The organism is Citrobacter sp. Res13-Sevr-PEB04-36 (genome assembly GCF_015672735.1).
GTDB lineage: Bacteria > Pseudomonadota > Gammaproteobacteria > Enterobacterales > Enterobacteriaceae > Citrobacter.
Genome location: NZ_JADABY010000025.1, coordinates 47764 through 68111, shown reverse-complemented (window position 1 = coordinate 68111; position 20348 = coordinate 47764). Strand labels below are relative to the sequence as shown.

The window sequence follows — 20348 nt, the reverse complement described above, 5'->3', positions numbered from 1 at the left end:
GTAGGGGTTACTATGGCTAAAAAAAGGCAACTACGGTTGGGTACTATTCTGCATGGTGCCTCCGGGAATATGTCAGCATGGCGTCATCCGGCAGCACTTGCCGATGCCAGTATTAATTTTGAGTTTGTCAAAGACACTGCATTAATTGCCGAGAAAGGTAAACTGGATTTTATTTTTGTTGCCGATGGTTTGTATATCAATGAGAAATCTATCCCGCATTTTTTAAATCGCTTTGAACCGCTAACGGTATTGTCGGCACTGGCGAGCATCACCAACAATCTGGGACTGGTGGGTACGGTTTCAACGTCATACAGCGAGCCGTTTACCACCGCACGGCAATTTGCCAGCCTCGATCATCTCAGCCAGGGGCGCGCCGGATGGAATGTGGTGACATCGCCCCTGGAGGGTTCAGCAAAGAACTATTCTCGGGCACAGCATCCGGAACATGCTCAGCGCTATCGTATTGCCGATGAATATTTGCAGGTGGTCAAAGGGTTGTGGGATTCGTGGGAAGAGGATGCGTTTACCCGCAATAAAACCAGCGGCGAGTTCTTTAATCCGCAGAAGTTGCATACGCTCAATCATCATGGCGATTATTTCCAGGTTGCCGGCCCCTTAAATATTGCCCGGACACCGCAGGGCCGGCCAATTATATTTCAGGCAGGCGCCTCTGAGGATGGCAAGAAATTAGCAGCAACACACGCTGACGCCATTTTTACCCATCAGGAATCATTGGCAGAGGCCAAAGCTTTTTATCAGGATGTGAAAAGCCAGCTGGAAATAGCCGGGCGGGGTGACGATGACCTGCATATTTTCCAGGGCGTCAGCGTCATTGTGGGTGACAGTGAGCAGGATGCTGAACAGCAATATCAAACCACCGCCGCGCTGGTTTCCATTAACGATGCGCTGAATTACCTCGGCCGCTATTTTGAGCATCACGATTTCACGCAATATTCCCTCGATGCGCCGTTCCCGGAGCTCGGCAATCTCGGGCAAAACAGTTTTCGCAGCACCACCGATGAAATCAAGCGCAATGCACGAGAGCGCGGGTTAACCCTGCGCCAGGCTGCGCTGGAAGCGGCCAGTCCACGTCCCCGCTTTAGCGGTACGCCGGAACAGGTGGCTGACGGCCTGCAGCAGTGGTTCGATGAGAGAGCCGCCGACGGATTTATCATCCAGGGCGGCACGCCGGACACCTTCCCACGCTTTGTTGAGCAGGTGATTCCGTTACTTCAAGCGCGCGGTTTGTTCCGTCTTGACTACCCCGGCACGACTTTGCGCGCCAGCCTTGGCTTAACGACACCTGCCAATCAATTCACACAATAAGAGACAAACACGATGCAGAAAAAATCATTACTTTTGGCGCTGTCCCTGGCTTTCAGCGCTTCCGTCTGGGCAAACGATGTCACTATCAATGGCACGGGCGTAAGCCTGGAGGCCAATAAAACGCCGATTAACACGGTGAAAAATCCACAGGCGATCGCGCAACTGCCCGCCAGGCTGCAGCTGGCCGTACCGGGTAAATTCACGGTGGCGATTGCCGGACTGAGCCAGCCGCCGCTGACGGTGTTTGCAGATGACAATAAAACGCTGATCGGCAGCGAGGCGGATATCGCCCGTCTGGTGGCCGACAGTCTGGGGCTGGAGCTGAACGTGGTGCCAACGTCGTGGGAAGACTGGCCGTTGGGCGTAGCTTCTGGCAAATATGATGCTGCGATCAGCAATATTACCGTCACCAAAGCACGCAAAGAGAAGTTCGACTTCGCCACGTATCGTAAAGATTCACTCGGTTTTTACGTCAAAACCGGCAGTAAGTTGACCAAAATTGAACAGGCGAAAGATATCGCCGGGCTGCGCATTATTGTCGGCTCCGGGACCAACCAGGAAGCCATTCTTCTGGCATGGAATGAAGAGAACCTGAAGAAAGGGTTACCGGCGTTTACGCCAGTCTATACCAAGGATGATGCCGCCCAGACGCTGGCGCTACAGTCAGGCCGCGCCGATGCCTATTTTGGCCCTAACGTTATCGGCGCGTGGAAAGCGGCGCTCAATGGAAAAACGCAACTCGTGGGTAGCGTCGACGGTGGCTGGCCAAAGGCCGCGCATATCGCCGTAACGCTGAAAAAAGACAGCGGTTTGGTACAGCCGGTGCAAACCGCGCTTAACGGTGTGATCGCCAACGGTGACTACGACAAAGTCTTGAATCGCTGGGGAGAGGGGGTGGAACGCATTCCACAATCTGAAATCAACCCGGCCGGTTTAGGCGACTAAGGAGGTAATGTGAGCGATCAATTCCGCGTGGTCTCGCCGGAGGCGGCAGAACTGCAACCGATTCTGAACGGTCTGTTTGCCGAATATGCCGTGCGCTATGGCGATTATTTTTCCCGTGATGCTGAAGTTGAATTGACTGAATGGTATCTGGCGCCGCAGGGGATCTTTGTGGTGCTGGAGCGCGACGGCGAGATTATCGCCACCGGGGCCTACAAACCTTACGACAAAGATACGGCTGAGATTAAACGTATCTGGACCCAAAGCACCCTGCGTAAGCAGGGGCTGGCGGCGCGCGTGGTACAGGAACTGGAACGACGGGCGCTACTGGCGGGCTACAGCCGTATCTACCTGACGACAGGGTTTCGCCAACCGGAGGCCGTTCAGCTCTATTTGCGTCAGGGGTACGATCCACAATTTGATATTGCACGTAACCCGGAAGAGTACAGCCTGCCGCCGTTTGACGGTCGGCTGCGCTTTACCAAACTGTTGACCATCGCAGGTCAGGCAAAAATTGCCTGAGGAGAAAAAATGAAAACGACGGAAACCATCAAAGTCGTCCCGGCACGCTATCCGATGCGCACGGCAGGTGCGATAGTCGCGCTGTTTGTACTGGCGGTGATTATCCAGTCGGTGGCGTTTAATCCGCGTTGGGAGTGGGGCGTGTTTGCCCGTTGGTTCTTCGACCCGGTGATTTTGTCCGGTCTGGGGCAAACGCTGCTGCTGACCCTTATCGGCACACTGTTGAGCGTGGTGTTCGGTGGATTGCTGGCACTGGCCCGCCTTTCATCATCGTGGCTGTTGAATAGCCTGGCCTGGGGATACATCTGGCTGTTTCGCTCGCTGCCGCTGATTGTGGTGCTGATAATCTTATACAACTTCTCGTATCTGTACGACACGCTGGCGATTGGCATTCCGTTCACCAGCGTTCAGTGGGGCAGCTTCGCCACTATCAATGTGCTGGGTCAGTTTTCTACCGCGGTAGTGGGTTTGACGCTGGTGCAAAGCGCTTATACCGCCGAAATCATTCGTGGCGGATTTCTCGGTGTCGATCACGGTCAGTATGAGGCCGCGGCAGCGCTGGGTTTACCAGCCTGGCGACGCACGCTGCGCATTATCCTGCCGCAGGCGCTGCGCACCATTTTGCCTGCCGGCTTCAATGAAATTATTAGCCTGGCGAAAGGTACGGCGATGGTTTACGTGCTGGCGATGCCGGAGCTGTTTTACACCATCCAGATGATCTACAACCGTACCCAGGAGGTGATCCCGTTGCTGATGGTTGGGGCGGTGTGGTATCTGGCGATCACCAGCGTTCTGTCACTGATTCAACACCTGGTTGAACGCGCGCTGGCCCGCAGCGAACGGCGCTCGGCCATCAATACCACCCGCGTCAGCCGCGCTGTTAAAGGTCGCCGTCAACTTACGCCTCAGGAGGCCGTCCATGTCCCACTCGCCTGAAGGCCATATTTCCATTACTGGCGTCAGCAAGTCCTTCGGCCGCCATAAAGCGCTGGATGACGTGTCGCTGGAGATCCCGCCCGGTACGGTAACGGTTATTCTCGGGCCATCGGGTTCGGGAAAATCCACGTTACTACGGGCTATCAACCATCTGGAGCGCGTCGATGAAGGCTTCATTCAGATTGACGGCGACTATATAGGTTATCGCCGTCAGGGAGACAAACTGTATGAACTGAAAGAGGCAGACATTCTGCGCCAGCGCATTAACGTGGGTTATGTGTTTCAGAACTTTAATCTCTTCCCACACTTAACGGTACTGGAGAACCTGATTGAAGCGCCAGTGGCTCACGGACTCGCGTCACGGAAATCCGCTACCGAGCGGGCATTAACCCTGCTGGATGCGGTAGGTTTGCGGCATAAAGCCGATGCCTGGTCACGACACTTATCTGGCGGGCAGCAGCAGCGTATCGCCATCGCTCGTGCGCTGGCGTTGAACCCGCGTGTGATGCTGTTTGATGAACCGACATCCGCGCTTGATCCTGAACTGGTGGGCGAAGTGCTGGATGTCATTAAAGCCCTGGCAAAGTCCGGTACCACGTTAGTGGTGGTAACGCATGAGATTGGTTTTGCCCGGGAGGTGGCGGATCAGGTGGTGTTTATGGTTGATGGTAAAATCGTCGAGCAGGGTAGCAGCGAACAGGTGCTGAATCATCCGCGCCATACGCGCACGCAGCAGTTTTTGTCGAAGGTTCTGTGAACCGGGGCGCGCTCTGTGCCGCGGGAAAATGGCTAACCTCGACGCAGCGTGTGCTGAGCAAATCGTTGGCGTAAAAAAACGCTGTTCCGCAGGAGTGCAAGTCCCGGAACAGCGGGCGAAATATCGCCATACGGTTAAATCACGCGACGGACGGCGTCAGGGTAATACGATCCAACGGTCCGACGACAAACAGATACGAGCACAGCCCTATCAGCCCCATCGAGCCGACGTATAAAATGGCGTAATCAAACAACTGGGTATTGGCAAGGATGACGCCGATAACCAGTGGGGTGATGATACTGGCCATGTTGCCGCACATATTAAACACGCCTCCGGCAATGCCCAACACTTCTTTTGGTGAGGTATCGCTGAGTACGCACCAGCCCAGATTACCAAAACCTTTGGCGAAGAATGCCAGGCTCATGGCGGCGATCACCACAAATTCTGAAGAGGTGTAGTTAGCGATAACAATCACGCAGGAAAGCAGCATCCCGCAGATGACCGGCAGCTTGCGGGCAACCGTCAGGCTGTAGCCGCGTTTCAATAACCAGTCAGAGAATACGCCACCTAACAATCCACCGATAAAACCGGCAATCGCAGGAATACTGGCGACAAACCCGACCTTGAGAATCGACATTCCCTTAGCCTGGTACAGATAGGTAGGAAACCAGGTCAGGAAGAACCAGGTAATGGATGTGACGCAGAACTGCCCGATGTAAACACCGATCATCATTCGGTTGACGCAAACGCTTTTAATCTGTGCAAGGGTGATTTTTTGCGGTTCTTGTTTATTTCCCAACGATGGTTCGCCACCGCCATTACGAATGTAATCAAGTTCCTGCTGGTTTACTTTCGGGTGATGCATCGGGTCTCTGACCTTAACCAGCCAGAATATACCCAGAATAACGCCAATTGCCCCGATATAATAAAAGACAAAATGCCAGCTCAAATTATGCAATATGATGGTCATCAGCGGCGTAATAATGCCTAGTGAGATATATTGCGCTGCCTGATAAACCGAGGTGACAAACCCGCGCTCGTTATTAGGAAACCACTGTACGCTCAGGCGACTGTTGGCGGGGAAGGCGGGGGCTTCGATAGCGCCCATCATCAGACGTAAGATAATCAATACGATCAGCGGACTGGCGTACAGATAAATTGTGCCCTGAAACATGGTCACCAGCGACCAGCCGATCAGCGCGCAGCCATACACCAGGCGAGAGCCGTAGCGATCCAGTAACCAGCCGCCTGGCAATTGCATAATGACGTATGAAATACCAAATGCAGAAAAGGCCAGCCCCATTGCTTCAGGATCAAAGCCCAACTCTTTGCTCATGATCGGTGCGACGACGGATAACGTTGCACGATCGGCATAATTAAATACGGTGGCCAGAAACAGAAATATCAAAATACTGTAACGCACTTTAGTGCGCTTTATTATTGTGTTCATCACCCACTCCTGCTATTAGGTTTGAGAGCATTTCTGTAGGGAAAGAGGGCGGGTATTATTCCCCGCCAGATACGTTAAGGGCGCTTGCCAAACTCACAGCTTAACTGCGTCCAGCGGCGTGCCTGTTCGCTCATGCTGAAGCCCAGACCATGGCGATCTGAAACCCACATCCGACCATCGCGCAGTTCCAGCTGTTCATTGAATAACGGGTTCAGCCATTCAAAATGCTCCAGCCACGGTTCGAGTGGGTAGGCGGCGGAAAGATGCAGGTGCACTTCCATGGCAAAGTGCGGAGCCAGCTTGCGCCCGTGTTTTGCCGCGAGGTCCATAATTTTGAGGAACGGCGAAATACCGCCCACGCGTGGGGCGTCGGGCTGCACAAAGTCGCTGGCGTTACCGAGGATCAACTGCTCGTGCTCGCGGAAGCTGGTCAGCATTTCGCCGGTTGCAATAGGTGTATCAAGCGCAGCGGCCAGCTGAGCGTGGCCTTCAATGTCATAGGCATCCAACGGCTCTTCAATCCAGATCAGATTGAACTGTTCCATTTTGCGGCCCATGCGAATGGCGGTTTCCCGATCCCACTGCTGATTGGCGTCAACCATCAGCGGGAAGTCATCGCCCAGCGCTTCACGCACCGCGGTTAAGCGACGAATATCCTCGGCGCAGTTTGGCTGACCGACTTTCAGTTTGATGCCGCCAATGCCGTTTTCGCGGGAGATAACCACGTTTTTGAGCACCTGATCCAGCGGCGTATGCAGGAACCCTCCGGAGGTGTTATAGCACTGAACGGAGTCGCGATGTGCGCCCAGCAGTTTTGCCAGCGGCAGACCCGCGCGCTTGGCCTTCATATCCCACAGGGCAATGTCGAGAGGGGAGATGGCCTGGACCGCCATCCCGCTGCGGCCAACGGAAGCCCCGGCCCACAGCAACTTGGTGTAGATCTTGTCTATATCGTTCGGATCTTCGCCAAGCAGATTATCGGCGATCTCTTTGGCATGCGCATAAATACCCTGACCGCCTGCGCGCTTCGAGTAGCTAAATCCCACCCCTTCAAATCCGTCACGGCTACGGATCTCAGCGATGATAATGGCGACTTCAGTTAACGGTTTCTGGCGACCGGTGAGCACTTTAGCATCGCTGACCGGCGTTGCCAGCGGCAGAAAGGCCAGAGACAGTTTTACCCACTCAATACGGTCGCCTGTTTCAGCTGCTGTTTTTGCGTTGGCCGTTTTGGCATAAGTTACGGCATCGGAATTCGCACTTAGTGACATGTTGTTCTCTCCTGATGGTTATCAAATGATTGCGCTAACATTTTTAATGGCGGCGCAATCATTACGCCAGTAAATTGCTTCTGATTTGAACAATTGATCACAAGTGCTGAGATGAAAGGGTCTATTGTTATAAGCAGCATCACATTCCAATGCTTTGTGTGAAAATGCACAAAGCATTATGATGGCGCTAACATTTTATAAAATGATATTTCACTAAGCTGCTGTTTTCTCTGCGTTATGCGCCAGGGATGCTGGCAATGGCTGAAATCATGATGAATAATGCACAGCTTCATCGGCGATTTTTACAAAGGCATCAACCGTGAAAAATTCCAGACCTCCGCGCGCACCAACGCTGGAAGATGTTGCTCGCACCGCGGGATTATCGCCAATGACCGTAAGCAGGGCGCTGAATACCCCGCAGCTGGTGCGCCCGAAAACAGTCGAAAAGGTGATGCAGGCCGTTCGCGCCACCGGGTATATTCCCAACGCACTGGCGGGGGGGTTGGCCTCACGACGTAGCAAACTGATTGCGGTGGTGGTCCCACAAATTAACAACAATATGTTTGTCGATACCATTCAGTCGCTGAGCGACGAACTGGCTGAACGTGGGTATCACATCTTGCTGTGCGTGGCTGGGTATACGCAGCAAACTGAAGCCGAGCTGGTAGCAACTCTGCTTTCTCGTCGACCGGACGGCGTGGTGCTCACTGGCATCCACCACACCGCTGAGCTGAAAAAAGTGATCCTCAACGCCGCCATCCCGGTGGTGGAAATCTGGGATTTGACGCCAACCCCCATCGATATGCTGGTGGGGTTCTCGCACGAAAAAGTTGGGCAGGCGGTGGCTGAGTATCTCCTTGCAAAAGGTTATCGTCGCCCGGGCCTGTTATGGACCGCCGATCGCCGCGCCGGCCAGCGTAAACACGGGCTCTGTGATGTGTTGAGTCGCCATGGCATTACCACGGTGCCGCAGGTGGATGTGCCGCTTCCGGCTTCGCTGGCGTTGGGACGCAGTGGCTTGACGCAGCTTTTTGCCGCCAGCGAATTTGATGTGATTGTCTGTAGCTCGGATACCCTGGCGCAGGGGGCGATTATGGAGGCCGAAAGCCGAGGCTTGACGGTGCCGCACGATTTAGCGGTGGTGGGGTTTGGCGATCTTGATTTCGCCGCCAGCAATCGTCCGGCAATTACCACCGTCAGCGTAGACCGACGCGCCATTGGGCAGCGGGCCGCCTCGCTGCTCGCCGACAGAATTGAACACATTCCTCGTGTAGACGATATTATCGATGTCGGATTTCATCTTATCGTACGCGAGTCCGCGTAAAGACAATAATAAGGAGCCTGCTATGCCGCACGTTGATATTAAATGTTTCCCCCGCGATTTGAATGACGAACAAAAATCCGCGCTGGCAGCGGATATTACCGAAGTCATTATTCGTCATTTGCAAAGCAAAGACAGCTCGGTAAGCGTTGCGCTGAATGAAATTGAGCCAGAGGCGTGGCAGGGCGTGTGGGATAGGGATATCGCACCGCACATGGATACGCTGATTAAAAAGCCGGGTTACAGTATGTGAGAGAAAACGGGCGGATAATCCGCCCGTTGTACGTTATGTTTAAGGCGTAACGATATTGAACCAGAACTCGAATTTGTCCATGTAGCCCAGCATAGAATCAAGTTTAGCGCCGTCACCGGTTATCTTCACATCGCCACTCTGTTCAGCCTGTTTCAGCGTCACTTCCTTAAGGATGATTTTGTTCAACGTGTCACGGTTGAGCGTGATAGTTGCGTCTGCGTCTTTGGCTTCAGAATTGGCAGTGTGGTTTAGCACGCCGTTTTCCAGCTCCAGCTTGTATTTACCGCCATCGCTACCGAGGTCGATGTTGAATACCGATTTCGCATCGCCCGCTTTCTGCCCATTAATATGTACCGCCAGATAGTCAAAGAACATTTCTGGCGTCATAGCGCGGACGGTATCCGGGCTGGCGGTATTCGGGGTTGGCCCTTTAACCACGCCGTTACGCAACTCTTGCGCACCGGTGAGGTAGAAGTTACGCCACGGCCCGGATTCAGCCTGGTAGCCTAACTGTTCCAGCGCATCGGCTTCCAGATTACGTGCAGCCTGGTTGTTCGGATCTGCAAATACCACTTTGCTCACGACCTGCGCCACCCAGCGGTAGTTACCCTGGTCATAGTCAGTCTTCGCTTTTTGCAAAATGGCATCGGCGCCGCCCATATAGTCGACGAATTTCTTCGCGGCTTCTTCCGGCGGCAATTCATCAAGCGTGGCCGGGTTGCCGTCAAACCAGCCGAGATACAGCACGTAGGTGGCTTTCACATCGTGGCTAACAGAGCCATAGTAGCCCCGGTTGGCCCAGGTATGTGCCAGCGAGTCCGGCAGTTTAAAGTTCGCGGCGATCTCGTCACGGGTCAGACCTTCGTTGGCCATACGTAACGTTTGATCGTTGATGTAACGGTACAAGTCACGCTGGCTTTTCAGTAGCGTCATGACCTTGTCGTTACCCCAGGTTGGCCAGTGGTGCTGCGCCATCAGGATTTCCGCTTTATCACCCCAACGTACAATTGCTTCGTTGATGTATTTGGACCACGGCAGCGGTTCACGGATTTTAGCGCCGCGCAGCGAGTAGGTGTTGTGCAGGGTATGGGTGACATCTTCGGCAGATTCAATCAGCTTTTTCTCTTCGATGTACCACAGCATTTCCGACGGGGCTTCAGAGCCTGGTGCCAACATGAAATCATAGGTCAGACCGTCGATAACTTCTTTTTGCCCATCTTTCTCAATGATATTGGTGGGTGCAATCAGAGTAACCGTGCCCGCAGAGGTGGTGGTGCCGAGTCCCGCGCCGACCTGGCCTTTGGCGTCCGGTTTTAGCAGGTTACCGTACATATAGCTGGCGCGACGGCTCATGACGTTACCGGCCATGATATTTTCCGCCACCGCGGCTTCCATAAAGCCAGCTGGCGCATAAATCTTCACCTTGCCCGCTTTCACGTCGGCTTCATCAACAACGCCGCGTACGCCGCCATAATGGTCGACGTGGCTGTGGGTATAAATTACCGCTACAACCGGTTTGTTACCCCGGTTTTTAAAGTAAAGATCCATCCCTACTTTAGCTGTTTCAGCAGAGACCAGTGGATCAACCACGGTGATGCCTTCTTTACCTTCGATAATCGTCATGTTCGACAAATCGAGGTTACGGATCTGGTAGACGCCATCCGTCACTTCAAACAGTCCGCTGATGTTGATTAGCTGAGCCTGACGCCACAGGCTTGGGTTGACCGAATCCGGTGATTTATCACCTTCTTTAATAAAGGCGTACTGCTGCGGGTTCCACACCACGTTACCTTGCTCACCTTTAATCACCTCCTGAGGAATCGGGGCGATGAAACCTTTATGGGCGTCGGTAAAGTCGGTGTTATCGGAGAACGGTAGTTGATTGTAGAGCGCATTGTTGGCCTGTTGCGTGGCGGCAGTGGCGTCTTTTGGCGCTTCAGCAGCCATAACGGGGGCGGCAAAAGATGTTAATAACCCAGCCAGGAGTAAACTTTGTGCGATTCTATTAAGTTGCATCGTAAATCCTCTCAGAGACTTCAGGAAGTGCGGTGTCTACGGATAGCGTTTTGGTTAGATATTTGAATTAGAGCAAACTTAACTATAATCCACATGAATGAATCAGCAAGGTCAGGGAGGCTGTTTTATCTAATTGTTTTTTTTGGAAGTTTTAAGAAAAAAGCAGAATAAAAAAACGTGGATGACAGGAGGGCTGTCATCCGTTCCGATTACTCACCAGCAGTAATGCGTTTTCCGCTGGTGATAAATGTGCCCGCACCGAGATGATGCAGGGTGTTGAGTTTGTCATCATCGAACTGCCAGCGCCCGTCGACAAAGACGCGATCATCCGCTGCGGCGGAAACGACCTGGCCGAACAAGGTGTCATACTTTTCTTGCGCGGATGTCGCAGGCAGAAGGCGACACTCCATCCACGCCAGGCATTTAGCCTCTATCAGCGGTAAGCCCAGCACTGGACCTTTGACTACCGGAATACCGTAGCAGTTAAATTTATCTTCCACGCGACCGGAAACGCTGCCCACCGCGTAGGTCCAGTTAGTTGCCGCCACGCCGGGAATAACAATGCCAAACATGCCGCTACGTTCAATGAGTTCGCGCGACCAGGCTGTCTTATCCACCACAATGGCAATACGCGGCGGTTCAAACTCAACGGGCATGGACCACGCTGCCGCCATCACATTTCGCCGCTGCGTATTTTCATCCCGGCTGGTTATCAAAACCGTGGGACCGTGATTTAACAGTCGACTGGCATGGTGTAATTCAACCGGACGAAAATGACTCATGGTGGATCCTCAGTTGAGTGGATAGTGCACACAATTAATATAGATATTAACGGGATTAGCGATTTTGTCGCCCGGCATACGGCGGGAGCGCACAAAATCGACGGCGGAAAATGAAAAATGCGTTATAAGTACAACATTCAACGCACAGGGATCCGGTATGACGCCTTTTTTAACCGCTTATTTTTCCCGTATTGGCTGGTCAGGTACGGCCAACGTCAACATTAACACTTTGCAGGCGCTGCATTTACTGCACAACGGTGCGATTCCGTTTGAAAATCTCGATGTGCTGCTGCCGCGAGAAATGCAACTCGACGATCAGTCGCTGGAAGAGAAACTGGTGAGTGCGCGTCGTGGCGGCTATTGCTTTGAGCAGAATGGGGTATTTGAGCGCGCGCTGCGAGAGATTGGCTTTACCGTGCGCAGTTTACTTGGGCGGGTGGTGCTGGCAAATCCGCCCAGCTTGCCGCCGCGCACGCATCGACTGTTACTGGTCGAATTGCAGGGTGAAGCGTGGATTGCCGATGTCGGCTTTGGTGGACAAACGCTGACCGCGCCGATTCGTCTGCAGGCCGACATTGAACAGCAGACACCGCACGGTGAATATCGGCTGATTCGGGAAGACGAGGACTGGATCCTGCAGTTCCGTCATCATCAGAACTGGCAATCGATGTACCACTTCGATCTGGTCACTCAGCATCAGAGCGATCATCTGATAGGTAACTTCTGGTCCGCGCATTGGCCACAGTCGCATTTTCGCCATCACCTGCTGATGTGTCGTCATCTGCCAGACGGCGGTAAGCTGACCCTGACCAACTTCCATTTTACGCACTATGAAGCGGGCCATGCGGTAGAGCAGATAAACTTACCTGACGTCGCGAGCCTGTATGCTCTGTTACAGGACCGCTTTGGTCTGGGGGTTGATGACGTCAAACACGGCTTTACCGAGGCGGAACTGGCAACGGTGATGGCGGCGTTTGATACGCATCCGGAGGCGGGGAAATAGGGTGATGATTTGCCGGATGGCGACGCGATGCGTCTTATCCGGCCTACAGACTCAATTAAAATTTATTGCCCATTCAGCATGAAACAGGATCACCGCCGCACCGGAAATCGTGACTTTTTGCGGCTGATTGTCCTGGATTGCCACCGTCACCTCGACAATGCCGTCGCGTCCCAGCGCGCGGCCCTGATGCCCCTGAACATGCAAGGTTTTTCCGTCATGCGCCATCAGGTTGTGGTGCACCAGCCATGCGCCCATTGGACCATTGGCATTGCCGGTGACCGGATCCTCCACAATGCCAATCGCCGGTGAAAACATGCGGCCATCGGTGGCGTTTTCCCCTGGACGGATCTGAAACGGGAAGAAGCCGTTGCAGCCAATATGCTGGCTGAGTGCGGTTAATGCCGACAGGTCCGGGGACAGGGCATCGAGGTCAACCTCTGATTTCAGCGGGATCATCACTTTCGAATGCCCGGTAGAAGCAATCTGGATCGGCAGTCCCGGCAGCATATCGTCTTCGGTCAGATGCAGGGCGGCGATGATAGCCGCACGCGTGGCCCCCTCCAGCGGTAGCTCAACAGTCGGCGTACCCTGTTCCAGACTGATGCGATAGTCGTTATCTTCAGCATGAATATCAACGCGATGACGCCCGGCCAACGACGTCTGCCAGACAGTGGTATTGCCCAGCCCAAGCACGCTGGCGCGAACATAGTGCGCGGCGACGGTGGCGTGCCCACAGATAGGTACTTCGACCGTTGGCGTGAAGTAGCGAATACGCACGTCACTGTCGCTGCTGGTCAGTAGAAAGGCGGTTTCAGAATGACGCAGTTCACGCGCAATCAGCTGCATCTGCGCCTCACTCAATCCGTCAGCATGCAGCACAACGCCTGCGGAATTGCCGCGAAACGGGTGTGAAGTAAAGGCATCGACGTGGTAAACCTGTGGTTTCATTGGCGTTCTCCCTGGAGTGGAGAAGCATCATAACGTGCAAAATGCCGGATGGCGACGCCCTGCGTCTTATCCGGCCTACGGAATCTCTCTGTAGGCCGGACCCGGCAATGTAACGCGAGTTTATCGGCGAGAACGGACTATCTGGTTGCGACGGGTGAAATATTCGACCGGCGCGCTCCACACGTGGACCAGACGGGTGAACGGGAACAGCAGGAAGATGGTCATCCCCAGAACCAGATGAACGCGGAAAATTAGCGCCACGCCGTCCAGATGCGCGGACGCGCCGCCCTGGAATGTCACCACCGACTGCGCCCAGCCCACCAGTTTCAGCATTTCACTGCCGTCCGGATGTTGTGCTGAGAACGGAATAGTGGTCAGGCCGAGAATACACTGAACCAGCAGAACACACAGGATCAGAATATCAGCGGTAGAGGATGTCGCGCGAATACGCGAATTCGTCAGACGACGAACCAGCAAACCCGCGCCGCCGACCAGCGTCAGCACGCCGCAAATCCCACCCGCAATCATTGCCATTTGCTGCTTCACTGCGATAGGCAGGAACCAGGCGTACATCCAGTGCGGGGTTAGCATGCCGAACAGATGGCCGAAGAAAATCCCCAAAATGCCAATGTGGAACAGGTTTGACCACAGCACCATGCCGCGTTTGTCCAGCATTTGGCTGGAGGAGGCGCGCCAGGTGTACTGGCCGTAGTCGTAGCGTAGCCAACTGCCGAGGATAAACACCGTCCCGCACAGATACGGGTAGATGTCGTAAAAAAAGACGTTCAGGTACTGTATCATTTCGGGCCTCCCGAGCTGACGTCAACATACTGTGGCGCCACGTCCTGGCTAAAGCGCCGTTGGTAGCTTTGTAACGGTGAACTGTCACAGGCGGTGGCATTATCCTCAATGAACTTCACCTGTTCCTCTTCCCATACAGCGTCGAGCGCCTGGCGGGTATCGTCCCGGGTTTCTGCGCCGACCTGTTTCGTGACACTGTCACTTGAAAGCGGACTGCCCGCCAGCATGAGAAGGGCGTCAAACAGCTGATACCATGGGGTATCACGCTGCTTCAAGCGCCCACCAAGCAGCGCCAGGATCGGCGCGACATTTTGCAATCCCTCTTTAGCCTCTGCCTCCGGCAGCACGCTCAAATACTCCAGATACAACGGCAGGTGATCCGGCAGCTCACGGCAGGCGAGCTGTAACCCGACCTTTTCGTACTGCGCCAGCAGGTCGACCATCGCCTGACCGCGGTCGCGTGATTCCGCATGAACGTGTTCAAACAACAGCAGCGAGGTGGCGCGACCGCGGTCAAACACCTCGCACCATTCGGCCTGCTTATCCAGCAGCGGGGCATTTAACAACTCACGGGTGAATTCGCTCAGCATCGGTGCATCACTGGCGACTAGCGTCAGTGCATCGTCCTTACATTCCCACAGCAATTCGTCCGGATACTCCATCAGCAGCCCGATAATCTTGAGGATTTGCATTATTCACCCTCCGCTTTATCGCGCACTTCGGTGATGTCGATAGCATCAATGCGACTGCTGTTGAACAGGTTGAATTTGGTGTCGGAACCGTGGCAGCCATCGCCGAAGGTAAAGCCGCAGCCGTTTTTCTCCGGGAAGGCATCGCGGGCCATTTCGCGGTGGCTGGTTGGGATCACGAAGCGGTCTTCATAGTTGGCAATCGCCAGATAGCGATACATCTCTTCAACCTGTTCCACGCTCAATCCGACTTCGTCGATGGCGCGGGTATCGGTGACGCCTTCGACGGTTTGCGAGCGCATATAGTGGCGCATCGCCATCATACGTTTCAGCGCACGCAGTACCGGGCCGGTATCACCCGCACTGAGCATGTTGGCGAGGTACTGCACCGGAATGCGCAGCGATTCTACCGCAGGCAGAATATTGCCATTGTGCGGCAGGCCACCGGCGTCGGCGATTGACTGAATCGGTGACAACGGCGGTACGTACCAGACCATTGGCAGGGTGCGATACTCCGGATGCAGCGGCAGCGCCAGCTTCCAGTCCATTGCCATTTTATAGACCGGCGAGCGCTGGGCGGCGTCAATCACGTTTTGCGGAATACCCTGTTTCAGCGCTTCTTCAATCACCGCCGGATCGTTCGGGTTGAGGAACACATCACACTGGCGCTCGTAGAGATCGGTTTCATGCTCGGTGCTGGCCGCTTCTTCGATGCGGTCGGCGTCGTACAACAGGACGCCGAGATAGCGAATGCGCCCGACGCAGGTTTCTGAACACACCGTCGGCTGGCCGGATTCAATGCGCGGATAGCAGAAAATACATTTTTCCGACTTGCCGCTCTTCCAGTTAAAGTAGATTTTCTTATACGGGCAACCGCTGATACATAAACGCCAGCCGCGGCATTTATCCTGGTCAATCAATACGATGCCGTCTTCTTCACGCTTGTAGATGGCACCACTCGGGCAGGTCGCCACACAACTTGGGTTCAGGCAGTGTTCACACAGGCGCGGCAGATACATCATGAAGGTGTTTTCGAACTGGCCGTACATCTCCTTTTGCATCTTTTCGAAGTTACGGTCGCGCGCGCGTTTAGAAAACTCGCCGCCGAGCAGTTCCTCCCAGTTTGGCCCCCAGATAATCTTGTCCATCCGTTTGCCATCAATTAGCGAACGCGGACGGGCGGTGGGCTGATGTTTGCCTTCCGGTGCGCTATGCAGATGCTGGTAATCGTAGGTGAACGGCTCGTAGTAATCATCGATTTGCGGGATCACCGGGTTGGCAAAGATTTTGGTGATCACGCCCATCTTACCGCCCAGGCGCGGTCTGATTTTACCGTTAACGTCGCGAACCCAGCCGCCTTGCCATTCTTCCTGATCTTCCCAGTTTTTGGGGTAACCAATCCCCGGTTTGGTTTCGACGTTGTTAAACCATGCGTATTCCATACCTTCACGTCCGGTCCAGACGTTTTTACAGGTGACGGAGCAGGTGTGGCAGCCGATGCACTTATCCAGATTAAGAACCATGCCTACCTGTGAGCGTATTTTCATTTTTTCGCCTCCTGTACCTGATCGCGACCTTCATCATCCAGCCAGTCAATATTTTTCATTTTTCTAATCATGATGAACTCATCGCGGTTAGAGCCGACGGTGCCGTAGTAGTTAAAGCTGTAGGATAGCTGTGCATAGCCGCCAATCATGTGGGTCGGTTTCGGACACACGCGGGTCACTGAGTTGTGAATACCACCGCGCATACCGGTAACTTCAGAACCGGGGATATTCATGATTCGCTCCTGCGCGTGGTACATCATGGTCATTCCCGGCGGCACACGCTGGCTGACCACCGCACGGGCGGTCAACGCGCCGTTGGCATTGAAGGCTTCGATCCAGTCGTTATCCTCGATCCCCAGCTCTTTGGCGTCGGTTTCACTGATCCAGACAATCGGCCCACCGCGAGACAATGTCAGCATCAGCAGGTTTTCGCTGTACGTGGAGTGAATGCCCCATTTCTGGTGCGGAGTCAGGAAGTTCAGCGCTTTTTCCGGGAAGCCGTTCGGGGGAACCTCACGCATTTCCGTCACGCTACGGGTATCAATTGGCGGTCGATAAGCCACCAGGCTTTCGCCAAAGGCACGCATCCACGCGTGATCCTGATACAGCTGCTGGCGACCGGATAGGGTGCGCCATGGGATCAGTTCGTGTACGTTGGTATAGCCAGCGTTGTAGGAGACATGCTCGCTTTCAAGACCTGACCAGGTTGGGCTGGAGATGATTTTGCGCGGCTGTGCCTGAATGTCGCGAAAACGAATCTTCTCGTCTTCTTTGTTCAGGGCCAGATGCGTGTGGTCACGCCCGGTCATCGCCCCCAGCGCTTGCCAGGCTTTCACCGCCACCTGACCGTTGGTTTCCGGCGCCAGCGCGAGGATCACTTCAGAGGCGTCCAGCGCGGTGTCGATTAGCGGTCGGCCTTTCGCCGGGCCTTCACGTTTGGTGTAGTTCAGCTTACCGAGGAAATCGACTTCAGCTTGGGTATTCCACGAAATGCCTTTCCCGCCGTTACCCAGTTTATCCATTAGTGGACCGAGTGAGGTGAAGCGTTCGTAAGTGGCGGGGTAGTCGCGTTCCACAACGGTTATATTGGGTGCCGTTTTACCGGCAATGAAGTCACATTCACCCTTGCGCCAGTCCTGAATATCAAACGGCTGCGACAACTCTGCCGGAGAGTCATGCTGGAGCGGTTGCAGCACCACATCGGTTTCCTGGCCCAGATGCCCCACGCAGACCTCGGAGAACACTTTGGCAATGCCCTTGTAAATCTCCCAGTCGCTTTTGGATTCCCAGGCCGGATCAACCGCCGCAGACAGTGGGTGAATAAACGGATGCATATCCGAGGTATTCATGTCGTCTTTTTCATACCAGGTGGCGGTCGGCAACACGATATCGGAGAACAGGCAGGTGCTGGACATACGGAAATCAAGCGTGACCAGCAGGTCAAGTTTGCCTTCGATGGCCGCCGTTTGCCATTCCACCTCTTCAGGTTTAATACCATCACTTTCGCCCAACGCTTCACCCTGAATACCGCTTTCGGTACCCAGCAAATACTTGAGCATGTATTCATGCCCTTTGCCGGAGGAGCCAAGCAAGTTCGAACGCCAGACAAACAGGTTACGCGGGTGGTTACTGCCGTTGTCCGGTTGCTCACAGGCCATGCGGATATCACCAGACTTCAGTGCCTGCGCAGTGTATTCCGCTGGAGACAATCCCGCCTGTTCCGCCCTTGATTTAACGGTCAATGGGTTCAGGTTGAGCTGTGGGGCAGAAGGCAGCCAGCCCATACGCTCGGCTCGGACGTTGAAATCGATCAGATGTCCGGTAAATTTCGACGCGTCGGCCAGCGGAGAGAGTAACTCCTGGGCGGTGACTTTTTCATAGCGCCACTGGCTGGAGTGGTTGTAGAAAAACGAGGTGCTGTTCATCTGACGCGGAGGGCGGTTCCAGTCCAGCGCAAAGGCCAACGGTAACCAGCCGGTCTGTGGGCGCAGTTTTTCCTGTCCGACATAGTGCGCCCAGCCGCCGCCGCTTTGGCCGACACAACCACAGAACACCAGGATGTTAATCATCCCACGGTAGTTCATGTCCATGTGGTACCAGTGGTTGACGCCCGCCCCGAGGATGATCATCGAGCGACCATGGGTTTTGTGCGCGGTATCGGCAAATTCACGGGCAATTTGTTCGATATGACGGCGAGGCACGCCGGTGATTTGTTCGCCCCAGGCCGGGGTGTAGGCTTTAATCTCACTGTAATCATGGGCCGCGAGGTCATCATCAAGTCCGCGATCGAGCCCGTAGTTCGCCAGCACTAAATCGTACACGCTGACCACCGGACAACGGCGGCCATCAGCGAGGGTAAGGTGCTTAACCGGCAGTTTACGCACCAGTACCGGCTCCTGCTTCACGCTGCGAAAATGCGGATTTTCGTTACCACCAAAATAGGGGAACGCCACACCCGCCACCTCATCATGCTGACCGAGTAACGACAGGGACAGTTCGGTTTCCGTGCCGGCTGCCAGCGATTCGAGGTTCCATTTGCCTTTTTCGCCCCAGCGAAAACCGATAGAGCCGTTCGGCACCACCAGTTCACCGGCGCTGTTGAACGCGACCGTTTTCCATTCAGGATTGTTGCTTTCCCCCAGTCCGTCGACGAGGTCAGAGGCACGCATCATCCGTCCTGGTACAAAGCTACCGTCTTCACGGGCATCCAGCAGCACCAGCATCGGCATGTCGGTATAACGGCGGCAATAGTTGATGAAGTAGTCGCTGGGCTTATCAAGGTGGAATTCTTTGAGGATAACGTGCCCCATGGCCATCGCCAGCGCGCTGTCAGTGCCTTGCTTCGGTGCCAGCCACTGATCGCACAGCTTGGCAACTTCCGAGTAGTCCGGTGTAATGGCGATGGTCTTGGTGCCTTTATAGCGGACTTCGGTAAAGAAGTGAGCATCTGGCGTACGGGTCTGCGGAACGTTAGAACCCCAGGCAATGATATAGCTGGAGTTATACCAGTCGGCGGATTCCGGCACGTCAGTCTGCTCGCCCCAGGTCATAGGTGAGGCCGGAGGCAAGTCACAGTACCAGTCATAGAAGCTCAGGCAGGTGCCGCCAATCAACGAGAGATAGCGTGTTCCCGCCGCGTAGGAAACCATCGACATGGCGGGGATGGGGGAGAATCCGGTCACGCGATCCGGGCCGTAGGTTTTCACCGTCCAGACGTTGGCGGCGGCGATCAGCTGATTTAACTCCTTCCAGTTGGAACGGATAAATCCGCCGCGTCCGCGTACCTGTTTGTAGCTCTGGCACTTTTGCGGATCGTGCATAATAGATTCCCACGCCAGCACCGGGTCGGGCTGGCGGGAAAGGGCGTCGCGCCACAGTTCGATCAGGCGTTTACGCACCAGCGGATATTTCAGGCGGTTGGCACTGTAAAGATACCAGGAGTAGCTGGCACCACGCGGACATCCGCGGGGTTCATGATTAGGCAGGTCAGGGCGGGTGCGCGGATAGTCAGTTTGCTGGGTTTCCCAGGTGACCAGACCGTTTTTAACGTAGATTTTCCAGCTGCATGAGCCGGTACAGTTGACCCCGTGGGTCGAACGGACAATTTTATCGAACTGCCAGCGCTGACGATAGCTGTCTTCCCAGTCCCGGTTGGTGTGCATCACTTGCCCATGCCCGTCGGCAAACGTGTCGCCCTTTTGTTTAAAATAGCGAAAGCGATCCAACAGTTTACTCATGACATTTCTCCTGCTCCTAATGGATGCTGCCTACGTTCTGCAGGCCA

General features: G+C 54.5%; 15 protein-coding genes and 1 pseudogene. 7 read left to right on the top strand and 9 right to left on the bottom strand.

The window, feature by feature from the left end:
- Nucleotides 1–12 precede the first annotated feature (12 nt).
- The 4 genes and pseudogenes from IMQ48_RS07365 (at nucleotide 13) to IMQ48_RS07350 (ending at nucleotide 4483) form a co-directional block, all read left to right on the top strand.
- Nucleotides 13–2271, top strand: a pseudogene (locus tag IMQ48_RS07365) (NtaA/DmoA family FMN-dependent monooxygenase).
- 9 nt (nucleotides 2272–2280) lie between these two features.
- Entirely contained in the window at nucleotides 2281–2790 is a 510-nt protein-coding gene (locus IMQ48_RS07360; protein WP_196208499.1) for a GNAT family N-acetyltransferase, read from the top strand.
- A 9-nt stretch (nucleotides 2791–2799) separates the two neighbouring features.
- Nucleotides 2800–3726 (top strand): amino acid ABC transporter permease, encoded by a 927-nt coding sequence (locus IMQ48_RS07355; protein WP_115258470.1) that lies wholly within the window; start codon nucleotides 2800–2802, stop codon nucleotides 3724–3726.
- Nucleotides 3710–4483, top strand: coding sequence for an amino acid ABC transporter ATP-binding protein (locus IMQ48_RS07350; protein WP_146716843.1), 774 nt, complete (start codon nucleotides 3710–3712; stop codon nucleotides 4481–4483). The genes IMQ48_RS07355 and IMQ48_RS07350 overlap by 17 nt, the downstream gene beginning before the upstream one ends.
- A gap of 139 nt (nucleotides 4484–4622) precedes the next feature.
- Here the strand turns inward: IMQ48_RS07350 and IMQ48_RS07345 are convergent, their stop codons facing one another.
- On the bottom strand, nucleotides 4623–5933 hold the full coding sequence (locus IMQ48_RS07345; protein WP_196208498.1) for an MFS transporter: 1311 nt from the start codon (nucleotides 5931–5933) through the stop codon (nucleotides 4623–4625).
- Nucleotides 5934–6007: 74 nt separating this feature from the next.
- The gene (locus IMQ48_RS07340) at nucleotides 6008–7204 is read right to left on the bottom strand and encodes an L-talarate/galactarate dehydratase (protein ID WP_196208497.1); all 1197 of its coding nucleotides are present in this window, start codon (nucleotides 7202–7204) and stop codon (nucleotides 6008–6010) included.
- Between the two features lie 388 nt (nucleotides 7205–7592).
- Here IMQ48_RS07340 and IMQ48_RS07335 point away from each other — a divergent pair, with 388 nt between their 5' ends.
- Together IMQ48_RS07335 and pptA are read left to right on the top strand one after the other, a co-directional pair.
- Nucleotides 7593–8528: a LacI family DNA-binding transcriptional regulator gene (locus tag IMQ48_RS07335; RefSeq protein ID WP_230326315.1), complete on the top strand. Its 936-nt coding sequence runs from the start codon at nucleotides 7593–7595 to the stop codon at nucleotides 8526–8528.
- 22 nt (nucleotides 8529–8550) lie between these two features.
- Complete coding sequence (pptA, locus tag IMQ48_RS07330) at nucleotides 8551–8778, top strand: tautomerase PptA (RefSeq protein WP_196208495.1); 228 nt, start codon at nucleotides 8551–8553, stop codon at nucleotides 8776–8778.
- A gap of 39 nt (nucleotides 8779–8817) precedes the next feature.
- On the opposite strand, the gene IMQ48_RS07325 is transcribed toward pptA, so the two are convergent.
- Nucleotides 8818–10794 carry an alkyl/aryl-sulfatase gene (locus IMQ48_RS07325; protein WP_196208494.1) on the bottom strand — a complete coding sequence of 659 codons (1977 nt, stop codon included), beginning with the start codon at nucleotides 10792–10794 and terminating at the stop codon, nucleotides 8818–8820.
- A gap of 209 nt (nucleotides 10795–11003) precedes the next feature.
- The gene (locus IMQ48_RS07320; RefSeq protein ID WP_196208493.1) at nucleotides 11004–11576 is read right to left on the bottom strand and encodes a flavin reductase family protein; all 573 of its coding nucleotides are present in this window, start codon (nucleotides 11574–11576) and stop codon (nucleotides 11004–11006) included.
- A gap of 157 nt (nucleotides 11577–11733) precedes the next feature.
- Here IMQ48_RS07320 and nhoA point away from each other — a divergent pair, with 157 nt between their 5' ends.
- Nucleotides 11734–12579, top strand: coding sequence for an N-hydroxyarylamine O-acetyltransferase (nhoA, locus tag IMQ48_RS07315; RefSeq protein ID WP_196208492.1), 846 nt, complete (start codon nucleotides 11734–11736; stop codon nucleotides 12577–12579).
- 51 nt (nucleotides 12580–12630) lie between these two features.
- Here the strand turns inward: nhoA and IMQ48_RS07310 are convergent, their stop codons facing one another.
- From IMQ48_RS07310 to IMQ48_RS07290, 5 genes are all read right to left on the bottom strand, one after another.
- Nucleotides 12631–13527: a PhzF family isomerase gene (locus tag IMQ48_RS07310; RefSeq protein WP_196208491.1), complete on the bottom strand. Its 897-nt coding sequence runs from the start codon at nucleotides 13525–13527 to the stop codon at nucleotides 12631–12633.
- Nucleotides 13528–13647: 120 nt separating this feature from the next.
- Complete coding sequence (gene narI / locus IMQ48_RS07305) at nucleotides 13648–14328, bottom strand: respiratory nitrate reductase subunit gamma (RefSeq protein WP_096757016.1); 681 nt, start codon at nucleotides 14326–14328, stop codon at nucleotides 13648–13650.
- Nucleotides 14325–15020, bottom strand: coding sequence for a nitrate reductase molybdenum cofactor assembly chaperone (gene narW / locus IMQ48_RS07300; protein WP_196208490.1), 696 nt, complete (start codon nucleotides 15018–15020; stop codon nucleotides 14325–14327). Before narW ends, narI begins: the two co-directional genes overlap by 4 nt.
- Nucleotides 15020–16564 (bottom strand): nitrate reductase subunit beta, encoded by a 1545-nt coding sequence (gene narH, locus IMQ48_RS07295; protein ID WP_115258480.1) that lies wholly within the window; start codon nucleotides 16562–16564, stop codon nucleotides 15020–15022. Before narH ends, narW begins: the two co-directional genes overlap by 1 nt.
- The gene (locus IMQ48_RS07290; protein WP_196208489.1) at nucleotides 16561–20301 is read right to left on the bottom strand and encodes a nitrate reductase subunit alpha; all 3741 of its coding nucleotides are present in this window, start codon (nucleotides 20299–20301) and stop codon (nucleotides 16561–16563) included. The genes narH and IMQ48_RS07290 overlap by 4 nt, the downstream gene beginning before the upstream one ends.
- Between the last annotated feature and the right edge of the window lie 47 nt (nucleotides 20302–20348).